The sequence below is a fragment of the Rhizobium sp. 01L419 genome, from assembly GCF_056400025.1.
This window is the reverse complement of the sequence record NZ_JBFTSM010000001.1, coordinates 120,180-136,769: the sequence shown is the minus strand read 5'-3', so window position 1 is coordinate 136,769 and position 16,590 is coordinate 120,180. Positions and strand designations below refer to the sequence as shown.

General features: G+C 57.9%; 19 protein-coding genes. 7 read left to right on the top strand and 12 right to left on the bottom strand.

From position 1 onward, the window contains the following. Positions 1–16 precede the first annotated feature (16 nt). The 7 genes from AC1DUP_RS00655 to AC1DUP_RS00625 form a co-directional block, all read right to left on the bottom strand. Positions 17–985 (bottom strand): 2-hydroxyacid dehydrogenase, encoded by a 969-nt coding sequence (locus AC1DUP_RS00655; protein ID WP_113311265.1) that lies wholly within the window; start codon positions 983–985, stop codon positions 17–19. A gap of 159 nt (positions 986–1,144) precedes the next feature. Continuing rightward, a complete protein-coding gene (locus AC1DUP_RS00650) occupies positions 1,145–2,269 on the bottom strand; it encodes a branched-chain amino acid ABC transporter substrate-binding protein (RefSeq protein ID WP_113299773.1) in 1,125 nt (374 codons plus the stop codon). A gap of 120 nt (positions 2,270–2,389) precedes the next feature. Further along, on the bottom strand, positions 2,390–2,743 hold the full coding sequence (locus tag AC1DUP_RS00645; protein WP_477831823.1) for a DUF6867 family protein: 354 nt from the start codon (positions 2,741–2,743) through the stop codon (positions 2,390–2,392). A 25-nt stretch (positions 2,744–2,768) separates the two neighbouring features. Continuing rightward, positions 2,769–3,497, bottom strand: coding sequence for an ABC transporter ATP-binding protein (locus AC1DUP_RS00640; RefSeq protein ID WP_113299775.1), 729 nt, complete (start codon positions 3,495–3,497; stop codon positions 2,769–2,771). Next, the gene (locus AC1DUP_RS00635; RefSeq protein WP_113299776.1) at positions 3,497–4,363 is read right to left on the bottom strand and encodes an ABC transporter ATP-binding protein; all 867 of its coding nucleotides are present in this window, start codon (positions 4,361–4,363) and stop codon (positions 3,497–3,499) included. The genes AC1DUP_RS00640 and AC1DUP_RS00635 overlap by 1 nt, the downstream gene beginning before the upstream one ends. Further along, a complete protein-coding gene (gene livM, locus AC1DUP_RS00630) occupies positions 4,363–5,760 on the bottom strand; it encodes a high-affinity branched-chain amino acid ABC transporter permease LivM (RefSeq protein ID WP_113299777.1) in 1,398 nt (465 codons plus the stop codon). The genes AC1DUP_RS00635 and livM overlap by 1 nt, the downstream gene beginning before the upstream one ends. Positions 5,761–5,763: 3 nt before the next feature. Continuing rightward, positions 5,764–6,666 (bottom strand): ABC transporter permease subunit, encoded by a 903-nt coding sequence (locus AC1DUP_RS00625; protein WP_113299778.1) that lies wholly within the window; start codon positions 6,664–6,666, stop codon positions 5,764–5,766. 492 nt (positions 6,667–7,158) lie between these two features. On the opposite strand from AC1DUP_RS00625, the gene cysQ reads away from it, so the two are divergent. Next, a complete protein-coding gene (gene cysQ / locus AC1DUP_RS00620; RefSeq protein ID WP_113311264.1) occupies positions 7,159–7,956 on the top strand; it encodes a 3'(2'),5'-bisphosphate nucleotidase CysQ in 798 nt (265 codons plus the stop codon). A gap of 688 nt (positions 7,957–8,644) precedes the next feature. Then, on the top strand, positions 8,645–9,361 hold the full coding sequence (locus tag AC1DUP_RS00615; protein WP_113299780.1) for a sugar transferase: 717 nt from the start codon (positions 8,645–8,647) through the stop codon (positions 9,359–9,361). Positions 9,362–9,385: 24 nt separating this feature from the next. Here AC1DUP_RS00615 and AC1DUP_RS00610 read toward each other — a convergent pair whose 3' ends face one another. After that, positions 9,386–10,132 carry a helix-turn-helix transcriptional regulator gene (locus AC1DUP_RS00610; RefSeq protein ID WP_113311263.1) on the bottom strand — a complete coding sequence of 249 codons (747 nt, stop codon included), beginning with the start codon at positions 10,130–10,132 and terminating at the stop codon, positions 9,386–9,388. A gap of 397 nt (positions 10,133–10,529) precedes the next feature. On the opposite strand from AC1DUP_RS00610, the gene sciP reads away from it, so the two are divergent. After that, entirely contained in the window at positions 10,530–10,805 is a 276-nt protein-coding gene (gene sciP, locus AC1DUP_RS00605; protein WP_007533628.1) for a CtrA inhibitor SciP, read from the top strand. Between the two features lie 20 nt (positions 10,806–10,825). Here the strand turns inward: sciP and AC1DUP_RS00600 are convergent, their stop codons facing one another. Next, complete coding sequence (locus tag AC1DUP_RS00600; protein WP_113311262.1) at positions 10,826–11,290, bottom strand: paraquat-inducible protein A; 465 nt, start codon at positions 11,288–11,290, stop codon at positions 10,826–10,828. 103 nt (positions 11,291–11,393) lie between these two features. Here AC1DUP_RS00600 and AC1DUP_RS00595 point away from each other — a divergent pair, with 103 nt between their 5' ends. After that, positions 11,394–11,672: a GNAT family N-acetyltransferase gene (locus tag AC1DUP_RS00595; protein WP_113311261.1), complete on the top strand. Its 279-nt coding sequence runs from the start codon at positions 11,394–11,396 to the stop codon at positions 11,670–11,672. A gap of 115 nt (positions 11,673–11,787) precedes the next feature. On the opposite strand, the gene AC1DUP_RS00590 is transcribed toward AC1DUP_RS00595, so the two are convergent. Continuing rightward, positions 11,788–12,138, bottom strand: coding sequence for a flagellar export protein FliJ (locus AC1DUP_RS00590; protein WP_112543982.1), 351 nt, complete (start codon positions 12,136–12,138; stop codon positions 11,788–11,790). Positions 12,139–12,573: 435 nt separating this feature from the next. On the opposite strand from AC1DUP_RS00590, the gene ctrA reads away from it, so the two are divergent. Beyond that, a complete protein-coding gene (gene ctrA / locus AC1DUP_RS00585; protein ID WP_007815188.1) occupies positions 12,574–13,275 on the top strand; it encodes a response regulator transcription factor CtrA in 702 nt (233 codons plus the stop codon). Positions 13,276–13,401: 126 nt separating this feature from the next. Here ctrA and AC1DUP_RS00580 read toward each other — a convergent pair whose 3' ends face one another. Beyond that, complete coding sequence (locus tag AC1DUP_RS00580) at positions 13,402–13,764, bottom strand: response regulator (RefSeq protein WP_113299784.1); 363 nt, start codon at positions 13,762–13,764, stop codon at positions 13,402–13,404. Positions 13,765–13,877: 113 nt separating this feature from the next. Further along, positions 13,878–14,525 carry a histidine phosphotransferase ChpT gene (gene chpT, locus AC1DUP_RS00575; RefSeq protein WP_113299785.1) on the bottom strand — a complete coding sequence of 216 codons (648 nt, stop codon included), beginning with the start codon at positions 14,523–14,525 and terminating at the stop codon, positions 13,878–13,880. Positions 14,526–14,706: 181 nt separating this feature from the next. Here chpT and AC1DUP_RS00570 point away from each other — a divergent pair, with 181 nt between their 5' ends. Beyond that, the gene (locus AC1DUP_RS00570) at positions 14,707–15,297 is read left to right on the top strand and encodes an EipA family protein (RefSeq protein ID WP_113299824.1); all 591 of its coding nucleotides are present in this window, start codon (positions 14,707–14,709) and stop codon (positions 15,295–15,297) included. A gap of 130 nt (positions 15,298–15,427) precedes the next feature. After that, positions 15,428–16,585, top strand: coding sequence for a hypothetical protein (locus tag AC1DUP_RS00565; RefSeq protein ID WP_477831822.1), 1,158 nt, complete (start codon positions 15,428–15,430; stop codon positions 16,583–16,585). The last annotated feature ends 5 nt before the right edge of the window (positions 16,586–16,590 follow it).

Genomic DNA, 16,590 nt, shown 5'->3' with positions numbered 1-16,590 from the left:
TAGCCGGCGCCGCGCCTTAAACCACGCGGTCCGGAACGTCTCGCCCCTCAAAGAACGCTGTCACATTCTCCACGACCTTCATTCCCATCGCTGTGCGGGTTTCCTCCGTCGCGCTGCCGAGATGCGGCAACAGAACGACATTCTCCATCCGCCGTAACGCTTCAGGCACATGCGGCTCCGCCTCGTAGACGTCGAGCCCTGCGCCGCGGATCGTGCCTTTATCAAGCGCTGCAATCAACGCTGTCTCATCGACCACGTCGCCGCGTGCCGTATTGATGAGAAAGGCGCCTGGCTTCATTGCCGCAAACCGCGCCGCGTTCATCAGATGCCGGTTTTCTGCTCCGCCTGGGCAATGCAGCGAGGTGAAATCGGAAGCCGCAAGCACCTCCTCCACCGAAGCAAGCTGACGTGCACCATAGCGAGCCGCCTCCGCCGGATCGACCTGTGAGCGGTTGTAGAACACGATGTCCATGCCGAAACCGAAATGGCAACGCTGCGCGAAAGCCTTGCCGATCCGGCCGAAGCCGATAATGCCGACGGTCTTCCCGGTCACCTTCGTACCGACCATATGCGTCGGGCACCAACCCTTCCATTCACCGGCGCGCACCTGACGCTCGCCCTCCCCGCCGCGGCGCGCGACGGACAGCAGGAGCAGCATGGCGATATCAGCCGTGCAATCGGTCAGGACCCCAGGCGTGTTCGTCACCACGATGCCCTTCGCCTTGGCACTGGCGATATCGATGTGATTGAAGCCGACCCCGAAATTGCCGAGGATTTTCGTACGGACATCCCCGGCAAAGACCGCTGCCGGCAGCTTGTCGGAAACGGTCGGGAGCACGGCATCATAATCCGCCAGCGCCTGACGCAATTCGCTTTCAGCAAGCGGTACATCATCTCTGTTGAGCGTCAGGTCGAAGCGCTCTGCGAGCACGGCCTCTACCGCGGCAGGCCAGCGCCGGGTGACGAGAATGCGGGGGTTTGGCATGAATCTGGATCCTCCATCCTTGCCTCTGGCTTAGGCCATGAAGGCCAGGAATGGAATGGCTTTCGAACCCGTAAAGACTGAGATCTTGAACTGCGGAGGCGAAACGAAAGAAGCCCGGTCGATGACCGGGCTTCCATAACAGGCATCACTGCCAGAGGCTTACTTCTCAGCCTTCTGGAAGTAGCTGTACTTGCCGTCGTCGCCCTTCTTCCATTCGTACATGACGTAGCCCGGAAGCTTCGGGTCGCCCTTTCCGTCGAAGGAGATGTCGCCGAGAACGGTCGGGAACGGACCCTTTTCCTTCATGGCCGCAGCAACGGCTTCAGCGTCCGTAGAACCGGCAGCCTTGGCAGCAGCAGCGATTGTCTGCAGAGCAGCGTAGGAATAGAGCGTGTAAGCTTCCGGGTTGAAGCCGGCAGCCTTGAACTTCGCAACGAGGTCCTTGTTGGCCGGGTTGACCGTCGGATCCGGGCCGAATGTGTTCAGCGTACCGGCAACGGCGTCACCAGCGATGGAAGCAAGTTCGTTCGAGACGATACCGTCACCCGAAACGAGCGCTGCCTTCAGGCCCTGGTCGGCCGACTGGCGGATGATGAGACCGGCTTCGGTGTGCAGACCACCCCAATAGATGATGGAAACACCGGCTTCCTTCATCTTTGCGATGAGAGCCGAGAAGTCCTTGTCGCCGACGTTCACGCCTTCGTACATGGCTTCGGTGACACCAGCGGCATTCAGAGCCTTCTTGGTTTCGTCAGCGAGACCCTGGCCGTAAGGAGTCTTGTCGTGAATGACGGCGATCTTGGCGTCCTTGAAGTGGTCGGCCAGATACTTGCCGGCAATCGCGCCCTGCTGGTCGTCACGACCGCAGGTGCGGAAGGTGTTCCACAGGCCGCGCTCGGTGAAAACAGGGTTGGTAGCAGCCGGGGTGATTTCGAGAATGCCGTTCTCGGCGTAAACTTCAGAAGCCGGGATGGAAACGCCCGAGTTGAAGTGACCGATAACGAACTTCACGCCGTCAGCAACGAACTTGTTGGCAACGGAGATGCCCTGCTTCGGGTCGGAAACGTCGTCGCCGAGTTCGATCTTGATCTGCTCGCCGTTGATGCCACCAGCAGCATTGATGTCGGCAGCTGCCTGCTCGGCACCCTTCTGCAGCTGTGCGCCGAATGCAGCGTTCGGGCCTGTGAGCGGGCCACCAACGCCGATCAGGATGTCAGCTCGTGCGATGCCGCCGAAAGCGACGATCGCCGTCAGTGCCACCGCTGACAAGAGAGACTTCTTCATATTGTTACTCCCAATTTTTGGGCGGGTTTCGTTAGAAGACCCAGCGCACTACCCACCATTGACTACGCCGGGAAAGCTGTTCCACTCTGGAGGCAATTCATGCCTAGTTTCAACGGGCTGTCAATGTTTCTCCTTCCACGAAAACGCGGAAGTTTTTTCGTACAGCCAGTAATAGTTGTTGACCATTTGATTGGTGCGGCGATAGCGGAACCCGGCTGTCGAGAAGATCAGCAGGGTGATGAAATCAATAATGTAGAAGAACGCGCTGAGCATCGGTCCGTCGAACAGCGCATGATGCAGGAACTGCATCGCCCAGGCCAGCAGGAAGGTATAGACGACGACCAGCGGATAGTTGCTCCAACCGTCCGCAACCGCCTTGCCGGCCCGGCATGCTGTCCAGAAACCGATGAGCACGACAAACGCGCGGATGACGAGCTTTACGCCGTTGTCGCTTTCGAAGAAAAGTCCCTGCATAGTCAAACTCTCCCTTCTGCAGCGATCAATGCCGCCCGCCTTCGAGATAGGCGGCGCGAACTTCCGGATTTGCGAGCAGTTCCTTGCCGCTGCCGCTCATCGTCACCTTGCCGTTGACGAGCACATAGGCGCGGTGCGACAGCTTGAGTGCTGCGAATGCGTTCTGCTCCACGAGGAAGACGGTCAGCCCCTCCTTCTCGTTCAGCACCTTGATGGCCTCGAAGATGCCCTTGACGATCAGCGGCGCAAGCCCGAGCGAAGGTTCGTCGAGAAGCAGGAGCTTCGGGCGCGCCATCAGCGCGCGGCCGATCGACAGCATCTGTTGCTCGCCCCCCGAAAGCGTGCCGCCGCGTTGCGACTGGCGTTCCTTGAGGCGCGGGAACATTACAAAGACCTTCTCCACGTCCTCATTGAAATATTTGAGGTTGTCGAGGCCGGCACCCATCTGCAGGTTTTCCAGAACGGTCATGCGCGGGAAGATACGGCGGCCTTCGGGAGACTGCGCGATACGCAGCCGCGCAATCTCATGCGTCGGCAGCTTGGTGATGTCCTGGCCGTCGAAGATGATCGAGCCGGTGCGGGCCTGCGGGCTACCGCAGATCGTCATCATCAACGTCGACTTGCCGGCACCGTTCGCGCCGATCAGGCTGACGATTTCGCCCTTCTTCACCTCGACATCGATCCCGGCGAGCGCACGGATATTGCCATAATAGGTTTCGACGCCCTGAACCTTGAGAAGCTGTTCCCCGGCCATTAGATTGCGCCCCCCTCTACGATCGCAATGACCTCTTCAACTTCTTCGTCTTCGACACCGAGATAGGCCGCGATGACCTTCGGGTCGTTCTTCACGTGGTCAGGGTTACCGTCGGAAATCTTCTGGCCGTATTCCAGAACGATGACGTGGTCGGAAATTTCCATGACCACCGACATGTCGTGCTCGATGAGCAGGATCGAGGTACCGGTCTCAATGCGGATGCCCTTCAGCAGCGCGTTGAGCGCTGCCGATTCGCGTGGATTGAGGCCGGCGGCAGGCTCGTCGAGGCAGAGCAGCTCCGGACCGGTGCACATGGCGCGGGCGATTTCCAGACGACGCTGCGCGCCATACGGCAGATCGCCGGCCGGATCGTCGGCGCGGTCGATCAGATCGGCCTTCTCCAGCCAGTAGCGCGCCAGCTCGATGGCTGCTGCCGCTTCTTTCTTGTAGGGACCGATGCCGAGCAGACCCAGCACGGTGAAACCCGAAGCTTTCATCAGCTTGTTGTGCTGGGCAACGAGCAGGTTTTCCAGAACTGTCAGGCCCGAAAACAGGCGGATATTCTGGAAAGTACGCGCGACCTTCGCTTCCTTGGTGATGCGAAAATCCGGCAGGCGTTCGAGCAGATACTGCTTGCCGCTCTTCTGCGTCAGCGTGATCATGCCCATCGTCGGTTTGTAGAAACCGGTGATGCAGTTGAAGACGGTCGTCTTGCCTGCTCCGTTCGGGCCGATCAGCGCGGTGATTTCGCCGCGCTTGGCCTCGAACGAGAGGTCGTTGATGGCCATCAGGCCGCCAAACTTCATCGACAGGTGCTCGACCTTGAGCAAAGTGTCATTGGACATTGTGTTCTCGACAGGGCTCATCAACCATGGCCCTCCTTGGTAAAGCTTCCGGATATCGCCTTGCGCTCCTTGAGGAAGGCGGTCGGCTCACGCGAGCCGACGAAACCGCGCGGCTTGAACAGCATGACGATGACCATGGCGAGGCCGAAAAGCAGCATGCGATAGAGTTCCGGCGTGAATTCCGGTCCGAAGATGACCTTGAGGAAATCCATTTCACGCAGCAGTTCCGTGCCGCCGACCATAACGACGGCAGCGATCGCGATACCCGTCAGCGAACCCATGCCGCCTAGGACGACGATAGCGAGGATGACCGCCGATTCCAGGAACACGAAGGATTCCGGCGAGACGAAGCCCTGGCGGGCTGCGAAGAAGGAACCGGCGAAGCCGCCGAACATCGCACCGGTGGCGAAAGCCGTCAGCTTCGTCGTCACCGTGTTGATGCCGAGCGAGCGGCAGGCGATCTCGTCCTCACGCAACGCTTCCCAGGCGCGGCCGATCGGCATGCGGCGCAGGCGGATCGTCACATAGGCGGTGAGCATGCAGAGCGCCAGGATAACGTAGAACAGGAAGATCTTGTAATAGGCCGACGACGACGGCAGGCCGAAGACCTTGGCGAAATTGTTCGCCTTGCCGACATCGAAGCTCAGGATACCGAAGACCGAAGCCTTGGCGATGCCAGAGATACCGAAGGTGCCCTTGGTCACTTCGGTCCAGTTGATGATGACGAGGCGGATGATTTCACCGAAGGCAAGCGTGACGATCGCCAGATAGTCGCCGCGCAGGCGCAGCACCGGGAAGCCGAGAATGACGCCCCAGAGAGCAGCAAAGATGCCGGCGAGCGGCAGCAGCACCCAGAAGGACAGGCCGAAATGGGCCGACAGCAGCGCGTAAGAATAGGCGCCGACCGCATAGAAGGCGACATAGCCAAGGTCGAGCAGACCGGCGAGACCGACAACGATGTTCAGTCCCCAGGCGAGCATCACATAGATGAGGATCTGGATGCCGAAATTGTCGACCCACTTCAGCGCGCCCTGCGGACCGAGGAAATAGGCCGTCGCCAGCGGATAAACCAGCAGGAATACGAGGGCGATCTTCAGGAAATGCGTCCGGAAAAAGCCCTTGTCCGTCGAAATCTCCAGATCACCCCGGCGCGCCTTGAGAAGCTTGCGCTGGTCGAGATGCGGCTTGACGAAAACCACCATGATGAAACGGCCGATGGCGGCGACCAGCACGAAGACTGCAAGTAGACCCCAGCGCTGAACGATGATCAGCTCGTTGTTGATGTTCTGCTGCGTGCCGAGACCGACATAGAGAACGAACAGGCCAAGTGAGATGAGACCGGCGAAGAAGGCTTCCCTAAGCCCCTTCTGGACAAGTCCCGCGTTGGACTTGCCAGTGGAAGTGTCGATGTTTGCCATGACTTATACCTTCTCGACTTCCGGCCGCCCAAGAATGCCCGTCGGCTTGAAAATCAGCACGAAAGCGAGGATGGCGAAGGTGGCGACATCCTTGTACGCGATGGTGAAATAGGCCGACCACAGGGATTCGATAAGACCGATCATCAGCCCCCCGAGAACGGCACCCGGCAGCGAGCCGATGCCGCCGAGAACGGCTGCGGTGAAGGCCTTGACGCCCGGAATGAAGCCGTCATTGAACGACGCGACGCCATAATACATCAGGTACATCGTGCCGGCGACGGCTGCGAGTGCCGCCCCCATGACGAATGTAATGGAGATCGTCTGGTCGACATTGACCCCGAGCAGGGCCGCCATCTTGCGGTCCTGTTCGGTCGCGCGCTGGGCTCGTCCGAGCGCCGTCTTGTTGACGATGTACCAGAAGGCCGCCAGCAGGACCACAGTGACCACGATGATGATGATCTGCTTCAGCGAGATCGAGAGACCGCCGACATTATAGACCGTGCGGACGAGCGGCGGGATCGGCTTGTTGCGCGGCCCCTGCGTGACCTGAATGAAATTCGACAGCGTGATCGACATACCGATCGCTGTAATCAGCGGCGCCAGGCGGAATGAGCCGCGTAGCGGGCGGTAGGCGACGCGCTCGATCGTCCAGTTCCACAAACTCGTCATCAGCATCGCGACCACCAGCATCGCCAGCAGCAATACCGCTACCGGAAGACCTGCGAAGATGGATGTGAGAACGAGAAAGACGATAAGAGCAGCGAAGCCACCGAGCATGAAAATATCGCCATGGGCGAAGTTGATCATGCCGATAATGCCGTAAACCATCGTATAGCCAATAGCCACAAGGCCATAGATGGATCCGAGAGTCAGCCCGTTGAAGAGCTGCTGGACGAAATACTCCATATGTCATTTCCCCTGGATGCGAACCATATTTAAGTTGCATCTCTTATTGGTTTTATCGCCTGTGCTTTCACACAAGCCACTAGCTCGCATTGCATAGCGGTTTCATTGGAAATGTGAAGACAAAAAGGATTTACTGCGTCAGAATCTTGGGTAAACAGGCCTAAATGGCGCAATTCAAACCAAAATCCACACAAAAGCGGCATCGATTGGCAAATTTTTAGCCAGGGCGGAATTCACCAATTAATCTTAGATGCTAAACGAAGCCACGCTGGCCTTCTGCGTAAACTGTTCCGCAAGTTGACGAAATTTCAAGCTCGAAGATGCCGCTCATTGCAAATGCCAGTTTTCGAGCACTGCTCCTGACGAGCTTTGTGCAAACCGGCGAACCCATGCTAGTGTGACTGCATTCCGCCAAAGGGGTGCGGCAGCGCCGGCTATACACTATATAGTGAATGTGATCCCAAGACGAATTCGCAGACGAACGGCAGGAATATGCTGAGGACATTTGAACGGGCGGCACTCGAAGCCGGCAAGGTCATCATAGAAGTCTTCGACAACGGCTGCCCGGTGAGAATGAAGGCAGATGAAAGTCCGGTGACGATTGCCGACCAGGAGGCCGAGCGCATCATATTGGCGCATCTGGAACGCGATTTCCCTGAGATCCCCGTTATCGCCGAAGAATCGGTAGCTGCCGGCAAGGTGCCTGATATCGCCGGAAAGTCCTTCTTCCTTGTCGATCCGCTCGACGGCACCCGCGAATTCCTGGATAAGCGCCAGGAGTTCACCGTCAACATTGCATATGTGGAAAGCGGCGTTCCCATCGCCGGTATCGTCTATGCCCCGGCACTCGGAATCGCTTTTTCCGGCGAGCGCGCAAGCGCGGAGAAGCTGGTGATCGACGAGAACTTTGCGATAACGGAGAGAATGCCGATCAAAGTGCGCAAGCAGCCGGCAGAGAGTATGGCGCTCGCCAGCTTCAGGCATGACAGCCCCGAGACCAGCCTTTTTCTCGCCAGGCATGCGATCTCCAAATGTACCAACATCGGCTCGTCCCTGAAATTCTGCCTGCTGGCAGAAGGCAAGGCCGACGTCTACCCACGCTTCACCCGCACCATGGAGTGGGATACCGCGGCCGGCGACGCAGTGTTGCGCGCGGCCGGCGGATCGACCGTCACGATGGACGGCCAGCTGCTCATCTACGGCAAAACCGGTGCGGCTGCCGATTTCGACTTCGCAAATCCCCATTTCGTCTCCTGGGGCGGCACGAAGCCTGCGCTCGCACGGGCGTAGCGATCGCCGAAAGTTTCGCATCTTTCAGCTTTGTCGCAGGAATATCGCAACGGGGTGGTTTTACATCGGCGCCCTGATGCCCTTCCTCGGGAAATCACACTTGGCTTCGGTCTTCATTTTTGATTCGGAGGAGACGTCCTTCCGCTCGGACAGCGCGACCTCTCGCCGCAATGTCGCCACAATCAGGGCCGCCAGCAAGCTGTGACTTCGGTAACATCGCCGCAGCAAACAAACATAATTATGGAATATCCCGTAATTACGGAAACCCCGTTCCGCTGGATCGTCTCATTCCCACTCTGGCACAATAGGCAACAAACTCGACCCTGGCACAACCGAGATCGCCTCGACCCTGTAGGGGATGGAGCGTTTTGGTACGGTGTGGGTGCCTGCAATCACAACCGTCGTTTGCCGTCCCGAATCTGCCAAACACATAAAATTGCTAATAAAAACCCCGGTTGAAAAATAAAACTCCTGATTTTGCATTAACTTAACGCAACTGCGAAGTTTGCTGCGCTGCGAAATTTCTCTGGACTCGGTTAAACAAATGTCGCAAATTTAGGATGTAGTAGGGTTAAACGTCGCCTAACATTGTGGCGCCTTATTGTGGCGCTAACCAAACCTGCGAATGACACCGCCGAAAGCTTCAAAATAAAAGCTTCAAAATACAAAGGGTAGATCCTTGAGCGTCATGGACCTTAACAAAAGTATTTCTGAAGAGAGCTTTCGCGTTCCGCCTGTTCATCAGGTAAACGCGAGGTTCCCAGTTACCGCACTCGACAGCATCGTTCCGCCACCTGCCTCCATGCAGTTCGTGCTGAAGCGAGCCTTCGATATTTTTGCTTCGATCAGCGCACTCATCGTGCTTGCTCCTCTTCTTCTGGTCGTCGCCGCCCTGATCAAGATGGACAATCCCGGTCCGGTGCTTTTCAAGCAGACCCGCTGGGGCAAGAACTGCCGCTCCATCAAGGTCTACAAGTTCCGCTCGATGCGTACCGACATGTGCGACGTCACGGGCGTTGCCCAAACCGTGAAGAACGATCCGCGCGTCACCCGCGTCGGCGCTTTCCTGCGTCGTTCGAACATCGATGAGCTGCCACAGCTTCTCAATGTGCTGAAGGGTGACATGTCGGTTGTCGGACCGCGCTGCCATGCAATCGGCATGCGTGCCGGCGGCATGCTCTATGAAGAGCTGGTTCCGCAATATCATCATCGCCACGCAATGCGTCCCGGTATTACCGGCCTGGCTCAGATGCGCGGCCTGCGTGGTCCGACGGACCGTCCAGCCAAGGCGCGCGCCCGCATTGCCTCCGATCTCCATTATGTCGAGAACTTCTCGCTGGTGATGGATATCCGCATCATCTTCGGAACACTGATTTCCGAACTGAACGGCGGCAAAGGCTTCTGATTGAAAAAGAGAGGGTATCGGCTGTTAGAGCAGCCGATACCTGAATGCTCGGGCGACAGCCTGCATACGGTTGACCGAATCCAGCTTGCGCATCGCGCTCTTCAAATATCCCACCACCGTATGCGATGAGAGATCGAGAATGATCGCAATCTCATCGCTGCTCTTGCCCGCGGCTGACCAGCGCAGGCATTCGATCTCCCGCCGGGTGAGGCTTTCCGATGGCCTGTCTTCCGGCTTCTCGTCGCTCGGCAGTGTGTCCAAAAGCTCCATGCAGCCATAAACCAGCGCCGTCGCTTCCTCGCGAGAGGGCATGGCACGCGTACCGGAAAAAGCGAAGATGTATTGTTTCAGGTCAGCGTCGTGCAGCGCAAACGCGAAGGTATGCTGCAGCCCGTGCATCTGAAACATCGTGTTCAGACGGCGGTTTTCCTGATTCGCTGCATTGCCACCAAAAGACCCCTCCTCGCAGAAGACAGGCATGATCGTGCGCTTCATGACAGCGACCAGCTTGCTGCAATAGAAGAGGTCCGCCTCCTCGTAAAAGTTGACGAGGCTCTGCGGCCAGTTGCTGATCAGCTTGTTTTCCAGAAAGGCCGTCCGGTCCCCGCGCGGGAATACGGAAAACAGGTGGAATTCGAATCCGGCAGCCTTCGTCAGCTCGTCCAGGCGGCTTGCACCGTCGACGGCGGAAATGCCCGCAGGACGGGCTGCGAAGGGCGAAAATGCGGTATCATCGGCGCAGTCGCGGACTGCGCGTTCACGTCTCTTCATTCTCTTGTTCCTTCACGGGCCTGGCTTCGCCTCGGCCTCGCAACCGGCCGCGGATTGGACGCGCCGGACGATCAGGAAAGACGGCATTTGCCCCGCATCCGAAGGATACGAAGCATTCAAATGGCCATCTTTATTGATACTGCGAGAAGAACGGAGACGAAGTCTTTGCGCTCATGCTTATGTTGCAGCGCTTATAAGATTATCCGGGAAAAATATGTAACATTTATTCCGCATGGCTCCCATGCAGTCGCCTCAAATTGACGTAACGGCAGGCGATCCGCAAATCACCCCGCTGGGCATCTAAAGTTGTTATCAAAGTGTTACGATGGGTTTAGGCAATTTTTAAATGTGGCAAGTTAGAGTGGCGTCCGTGGTCTTGCGTTGTGTAGAGAGTCCAATGACCGAAATGATACGTCCCCGAGTGAAATATGTCATCGGCCCCGATGGCAGCCCCCTGACGATTGCGGATCTTCCCCCGCCGAATACGCGGCGCTGGGTCATCCGCCGGAAGGCAGAGGTTGTCGCGGCTGTTCGCGGTGGCTTGTTGAGCTTGGAAGAAGCCTGCGAGCGTTACACGCTCACTGTCGAAGAATTCCTTTCCTGGCAGTCCTCCATCAACAGTCATGGCCTCGCCGGTCTGCGCACCACGCGCATCCAGCAGTACCGCCACTGATCCCATTCCATTCTAGTTGATTATTTCGGGCCGGACGCGTTTCCCTCAAGGGAATGAAGAAGGCCCGAAATCATTGCCGAGGCCGCGTAACACCAGAGGCCGGGCTGCGTAAACGCATTCGCAAGTCCCGTCGTCTTCGCCGCCGCAATCACGATCGCGACGAGCAGCACGTCCATCATGGACCACTTGGACAGATGCGGCACGACGTTGCGATAAAACAGGCTGCCGGTGCCGCCGGCAGCCATGGATCCCGCCGCGATCCCGATCATCTTCAGAACCGGCAGGACAATCGAGACGAGCGCAACGACTGCCGCAAGCGCCACGTCACCGCCATTCCAGAGCGAAGCCACGATTTCCAGGAGCGACGGCGTCTCGTCGAAGAACCAGAGCTTCTCGAAGCGGACGAGCGGCAGGACGAGGCCAAGCGCCAGAAGAAACGGCGCTGTCACCAGCAGAACGGGCCGAATCGCCGAAAGCCTGCTCAATTTGCCGCCTCTCCCTTGAACACACTGTCTCCTGCCACCACGGCTTGGCACGCCGGCGCCGCCATGTCACGTTCCCGATCACATAATTCATCAGGAGACGGACATGGATATCAGGATTGAGGAAAACACCTCCGGCGGCCGCTATGTTGCAGCCTTGGAAGGCCATGAAGCGGAGATGACCTATTCTCGCACATCGCCGAAACTGATCATCATCGATCATACCGGCGTGCCGGACGCTTTGCGCGGCAAGGGCGTCGGCCAGGCGCTCGCCCTTCACGCGGTCGAGGCGGCCCGCGAGGGCGGCTGGAAGATCATCCCGCTCTGCCCCTTCTTTAAATCACAGGCGCAGCGCCACCCCGAATGGAATGACGTGGTAAACTGAGGACGTCGCGCATACGATAGAAACACCAAAAGCCATGCATGACGGACACTGCGTCCGGCATGCATGGCTTCTGTGGTTATCCCCAAGGCGCCGGTACCGGCGCCTGCAATATTCGTCAGGCCCGGGCGCGAACTGCGCCGTCGCGCTCTTCGAGCGCCGTTGCCCTGGCATATTCCGCCTGCATTTCCTCTAGCGCCAGTTCCAGCGCCTCCTCCTGAACCTTCAGTTCCTTGATCGAAACCTGAAGATTGTCGGCGCGCTGACGTGCGGCCTTGGCGAAGGTCGGATATGCAAAGTGATTCGGGTCGGAAATACCGGACTTCTTTTCTTCTACGACGATCTGGCTCTCCAGATCCTTCGTCATCCGTTCAAATTCGGACATCATCATCTGCAACTGCTGCAATTGACGACGCTTTTCGTTAACCTGAAACTCTTTCAGGCGAACGAGGCTCTCTCGCGACTTCATACGCATTACTCCCGTGATGCGAGACCCCGGCTCAACTCTAAACTGCCCTTGCGCGCCGCTTTGACACGGTTTGCCGAAAAATTTCCTCCGATATTAACAAAAACCTACCGCTGGTAACCTTTCGTTTACGGGCATCGTTAATGATAGGTCCGATGATTTAAGGGTCGGTAAACGCCAATACAGGAAACCGAACCTTTTCATTAGCGAGTCAGATGAATCACTTAGCGCAGATTCTTAATGTCGAAGTTGAGATTTGTGGTTTGAGATTTCCATTGGAAAACATAGAAATGGAAAAATTATTTAATAAATTCGATACTCCTTGCCAGAGTGAATTAGAATTTGTTAACCATTTCGTGGCAGCTTCCAAATCACGTAGCTTATTCGGTATCGCGTAGGGGGCCAGGCCACCTTTCGGCGGCGGTAAAGGGGATAATTATGCGGGTACTTCTCATCGAGGATGATAGCGCTACGGCGCAGAGCATCGAACTGATGCTCAAATCTGAGAGTTTTAATGTTTATACGACGGATCTCGGCGAAGAAGGCGTGGATCTGGGCAAGCTGTATGATTACGACATCATCCTTCTCGATCTGAACCTTCCGGACATGTCCGGATATGAAGTGCTGCGCACTCTCCGTCTGTCGAAGGTCAAGACGCCGATCCTTATCCTCTCGGGTATGGCTGGCATCGAAGACAAGGTTCGTGGCCTCGGCTTTGGCGCCGACGACTACATGACGAAGCCGTTCCACAAGGACGAGCTCGTCGCCCGTATCCACGCTATTGTCCGCCGCTCCAAGGGTCATGCCCAGTCGGTCATCATCACGGGCGAACTTATCGTCAACCTCGACGCCAAAACCGTCGAAGTCGGCGGCCAGCGCGTTCATCTGACGGGCAAGGAATACCAGATGCTGGAGCTTCTCTCGCTCCGCAAGGGCACCACGCTCACCAAGGAAATGTTCCTGAACCACCTCTATGGCGGCATGGACGAGCCGGAACTGAAGATCATCGACGTCTTCATCTGCAAGCTGCGCAAGAAGCTCGCAAATGCTGCCGGCGGCGCAAATTACATCGAAACCGTCTGGGGCCGCGGCTATGTGCTGCGCGAGCCCGATGGTGCCGAATACGCCGAAACCGCCTGATCCGCCGAATCCCCTTACCGAAGAAAAGTCCCGCCTCTCCGGCGGGACTTTTATTTTGTCGGTAATGTCCGGAAAAGAAAAAGCCGCCCCAAAGGACGGCTCGCGTTAACGATTTGCGCGACCTCTTCAGGCAGCGATTGCGCGATTTCCGAACACGGCGGTGAGGATCTTGCGGTCGAAGGGCTTGAGCAGGAAGTCGGTGGCCCCCGCCCGCTTGCCGGCCATCAGCTTCTTCAGATCGGCCTCGATGACGCAATAGTAGATCTTGACCTCCTTGCCGCCGTCCATGGCGCGGATATTGGCGATGAGTTCGAGCGCGCCTTCCATGCCCGAATCGACGATCAGATATTCGGGAAGCTCAGCCTGGCAGCGCTGCAACGCCTCTTCGGCATTCGAAGCTTCGCTGACCAGAAAATCGAGCTCGGAAAGGATTCGCTTGCCGACCTTGCGAACGATGTCCGAACTATCGGTGATCATGAATCTCTGCATGGCGGCTCCTTATCCCTCGCGCTGTCTCCGTCGAGGGCCTTCCTAACCTTCGAGGATAGGTTCATCAGGCTAAGGAATCGTTACTGCGCCCGCCTCGATCAGCGATCGATGAACTAGGCTGCGGCCACCTTGGCAGTGAAAACGATCTCTTCGGCGCTGGCCGAATAATCCAGAATCATGCCGCATTCTTCCGCCAGCAACACAGTATAATAAGGCTGGATCGAATGCGCATCGATCGCTTCCTCGACGGTACCGGTGGCGATTTCGACGAATTTCGGCGGCATGCGCATCAGCTTGCCCTTCGCCACGAGCTTGAAACTCGCGTCGAATTCCGGATTTTCCAGCGTAATATCCAGGTTGCCGCCGCGCGGAATGGAAGAATATGCGACGAGGAAGAGGTTCAGGAGCAACTTGACCCTGTTCTTGGCGACAATCGCGCGCGGGCCGCTCCAGCTCAGTTCGGTCTTCTTCTCGGCCACGGCAAAGTCCTTGGCCGCACGTTCGGCCTCGCCGGTATCGATCGAGGCGCCGACGGAACCGGATGCACCGAAGGCAAGGCGTGCGAATTTGAGACGAACTGAAGCATTGAGCGCACTGGTGCGGATGAGATCCATCGCGTCCGAATCCGCTCCGCCTTCGTCCAGAAGCTCCAGACCGTTATTGATCGCGCCGACGGGCGAGATCACGTCATGGCACACACGACTGCAAAGAAGTGCGGCCAGGTCCGGGCCGGATAGAGTGAGATTCGGGTTCTTGGACATCATCGTCTCCTGAGGGCGGCAGTATCATTCCACCCGGTAGTGTGCCTGATCAAAATTGCGCGAAGTTTGCGACCGTACTTGCCGCCATAATGACACCATATTTGGTAAACCGATTGTTAAGACGATCGGAGCAAAATGCATCAAATGCCAATGCCCCCGACAATGACGAATGGATGACATCATGCGCCTCCAATTTCTCGGAAGATTTATCGGCTTCTGCAGGTTGCTGACCGCTATCATGGTATCGTCGGTGATTGTTGCTGGACAGGCCGCTGCCCAGCAGAACAATGGCCAGTACACGGTGCAGGAAATCGTCGATGCCGGTCACTCCTTCTTCGGCGAAACCAGCGGCGGCCTTGCCAAGGTCGTTGAAAGCGCCTTCCAGAAATACGGCCTGCCGAACGGCTATATTCTCGGCCAGGAAGGCGGCGGCGCCTTCATCGCCGGCCTCACTTACGGCGAAGGCCAGCTCAACACCAAGAATGCCGGCGAGCACCCGCTTTACTGGCAGGGTCCGTCTCTGGGTCTCGACTACGGCGGCCAGGGCTCGCGCGTCATGATGCTGGTCTATGACCTGCCCTCCATCGACTCTATCTATGCGCGCTTCGGCGGCGTCAGCGGCTCCGCCTATGTCATCGCCGGCTTCGGCATGACGCTTCTCAAGAACAACAATGTCCTGGTTGTGCCGATCCGCACGGGCGTCGGCGCCCGCCTGGGCATCAATGTCGGCTATCTGAAAGTCACCCCGAACCCGACCTGGAACCCCTTCTGAAAAGCCCAAATCACCGCTAATATCCTTGGGAATATGGTCTTGCCTGTGCTCGCAGCCTTGCCGCTGCGGGCTCTGCGTGCTTAATCAGGCCGACTGACCCGTATCAACCTTTCAAATCGATGGCCGCGCCGTGATCGAATATGCTCTCTTGTTCGGATTGGGCTTCCTGACCGCGGCCTTTCTTGTCTTTCTGGTCTCGCCTGCCGTCCACCGCCGCGTCGTCTGGTATACCGAAAACCGCCTGAAGGCGACCATGCCGCTGAGCCCGCAGGAAGTGCGGGCGCAGAAGGACATGGTGCGCGCCCTCTATGCCGCTGAAAACGCCCGCACCGCACAGGACCTGCACCGCGAACGCGAAAAGTCGCTCTCCCTCCAGCTGCGCCATGACGCACTCGCCGTCGATGCCGGCAGGCTGGCCTCGGAGGTCAACGAGGCGCGTGCACAGATCGGCGAGATGCAGGTCGAGGCTGCCGAGCATCGCTCCCACCTGCGCAAGGACGAAAACTATATCAGCCAGTTGAAGACCAGCCTGCACATTGCCGAACAGGCGGGCTCCAACAAGGATAGCGAACTGGAAACTCTGCGCGCGCGGCTTTCCAAGATCATGGAACAGACCAACAACCTGAAGATCGACCTTGCTGCGCGCGAGACCGAGGCCGAAAACCTGAAATTCCGCACCAATGCCCTGCGAGACGAACGTGATACGATGCGCCAGGACATAACGGTGGCGCAGAAGCGTGCCAAGGATGCCGAGCAGAAGCTCAGCCAGCAACAGCACATGGTCATTCGCCTGGAAGACAAGGCCGCCCGCGAGGCCGCTTCTGCCGCGGACAAGGAAGCCCTGCTCGGCCGCCGGCAACAGGAGATCGCCAAGCTGAAGGATCAGGTGAAGGCTGCCAATGCCGAAATCCGCAAGGCCGCAAAGGTGCTGCGCGATGCCGGCCTCTCCAAGGCGATTGCCGATCTGCCAACCGAACCCGCCGGCGAGACCGAGCCCGCCACGCTGGATGTGGCGGCCATCACCGCGCAGATGGGCGATAATGTGCGCCGGCGTAGCGCCGCACTTGCCGACCATCTGCAGAAGGCAAGAAACAATACCGGTCGTGACGGCGCCCTTCGCGAGGAGATCGCCTCGATCGCCGCCAACATGGTAGCGCTCACGGCGCTCGATGAGGGTCCGTCCTCTCCGATCCTGCCCCTCCTGCCCGGCAGGGAGAAGAAGGGACCGAATGAACGCGTGAACCTCGCCGACCGCGCGGCTGCGATCATCGCCGATCCGCAGCGCTGAACTTA

Bases quoted from the DNA above. Each gene is read 5' to 3' on its own strand.
- AC1DUP_RS00615 (WP_113299780.1), top strand. From the start codon at position 8,645: ATGGACCTTAACAAAAGTATTTCTGAAGAGAGCTTTCGCGTTCCGCCT.
- AC1DUP_RS00610 (WP_113311263.1), bottom strand. From the start codon at position 10,132: ATGAAGAGACGTGAACGCGCAGTCCGCGACTGCGCCGATGATACCGCA.
- AC1DUP_RS00655 (WP_113311265.1), bottom strand. From the start codon at position 985: ATGCCAAACCCCCGCATTCTCGTCACCCGGCGCTGGCCTGCCGCGGTA.
- AC1DUP_RS00570 (WP_113299824.1), top strand. From the start codon at position 14,707: ATGCGCCTCCAATTTCTCGGAAGATTTATCGGCTTCTGCAGGTTGCTG.
- chpT (WP_113299785.1), bottom strand. From the start codon at position 14,525: ATGTCCAAGAACCCGAATCTCACTCTATCCGGCCCGGACCTGGCCGCA.
- AC1DUP_RS00640 (WP_113299775.1), bottom strand. From the start codon at position 3,497: ATGGCCGGGGAACAGCTTCTCAAGGTTCAGGGCGTCGAAACCTATTAT.
- AC1DUP_RS00635 (WP_113299776.1), bottom strand. From the start codon at position 4,363: ATGAGCCCTGTCGAGAACACAATGTCCAATGACACTTTGCTCAAGGTC.
- AC1DUP_RS00645 (WP_477831823.1), bottom strand. From the start codon at position 2,743: ATGCAGGGACTTTTCTTCGAAAGCGACAACGGCGTAAAGCTCGTCATC.
- AC1DUP_RS00625 (WP_113299778.1), bottom strand. From the start codon at position 6,666: ATGGAGTATTTCGTCCAGCAGCTCTTCAACGGGCTGACTCTCGGATCC.
- AC1DUP_RS00590 (WP_112543982.1), bottom strand. From the start codon at position 12,138: ATGAAGTCGCGAGAGAGCCTCGTTCGCCTGAAAGAGTTTCAGGTTAAC.
- AC1DUP_RS00650 (WP_113299773.1), bottom strand. From the start codon at position 2,269: ATGAAGAAGTCTCTCTTGTCAGCGGTGGCACTGACGGCGATCGTCGCT.
- sciP (WP_007533628.1), top strand. From the start codon at position 10,530: ATGACCGAAATGATACGTCCCCGAGTGAAATATGTCATCGGCCCCGAT.
- cysQ (WP_113311264.1), top strand. From the start codon at position 7,159: ATGCTGAGGACATTTGAACGGGCGGCACTCGAAGCCGGCAAGGTCATC.
- AC1DUP_RS00595 (WP_113311261.1), top strand. From the start codon at position 11,394: ATGGATATCAGGATTGAGGAAAACACCTCCGGCGGCCGCTATGTTGCA.
- AC1DUP_RS00580 (WP_113299784.1), bottom strand. From the start codon at position 13,764: ATGCAGAGATTCATGATCACCGATAGTTCGGACATCGTTCGCAAGGTC.
- ctrA (WP_007815188.1), top strand. From the start codon at position 12,574: ATGCGGGTACTTCTCATCGAGGATGATAGCGCTACGGCGCAGAGCATC.
- livM (WP_113299777.1), bottom strand. From the start codon at position 5,760: ATGGCAAACATCGACACTTCCACTGGCAAGTCCAACGCGGGACTTGTC.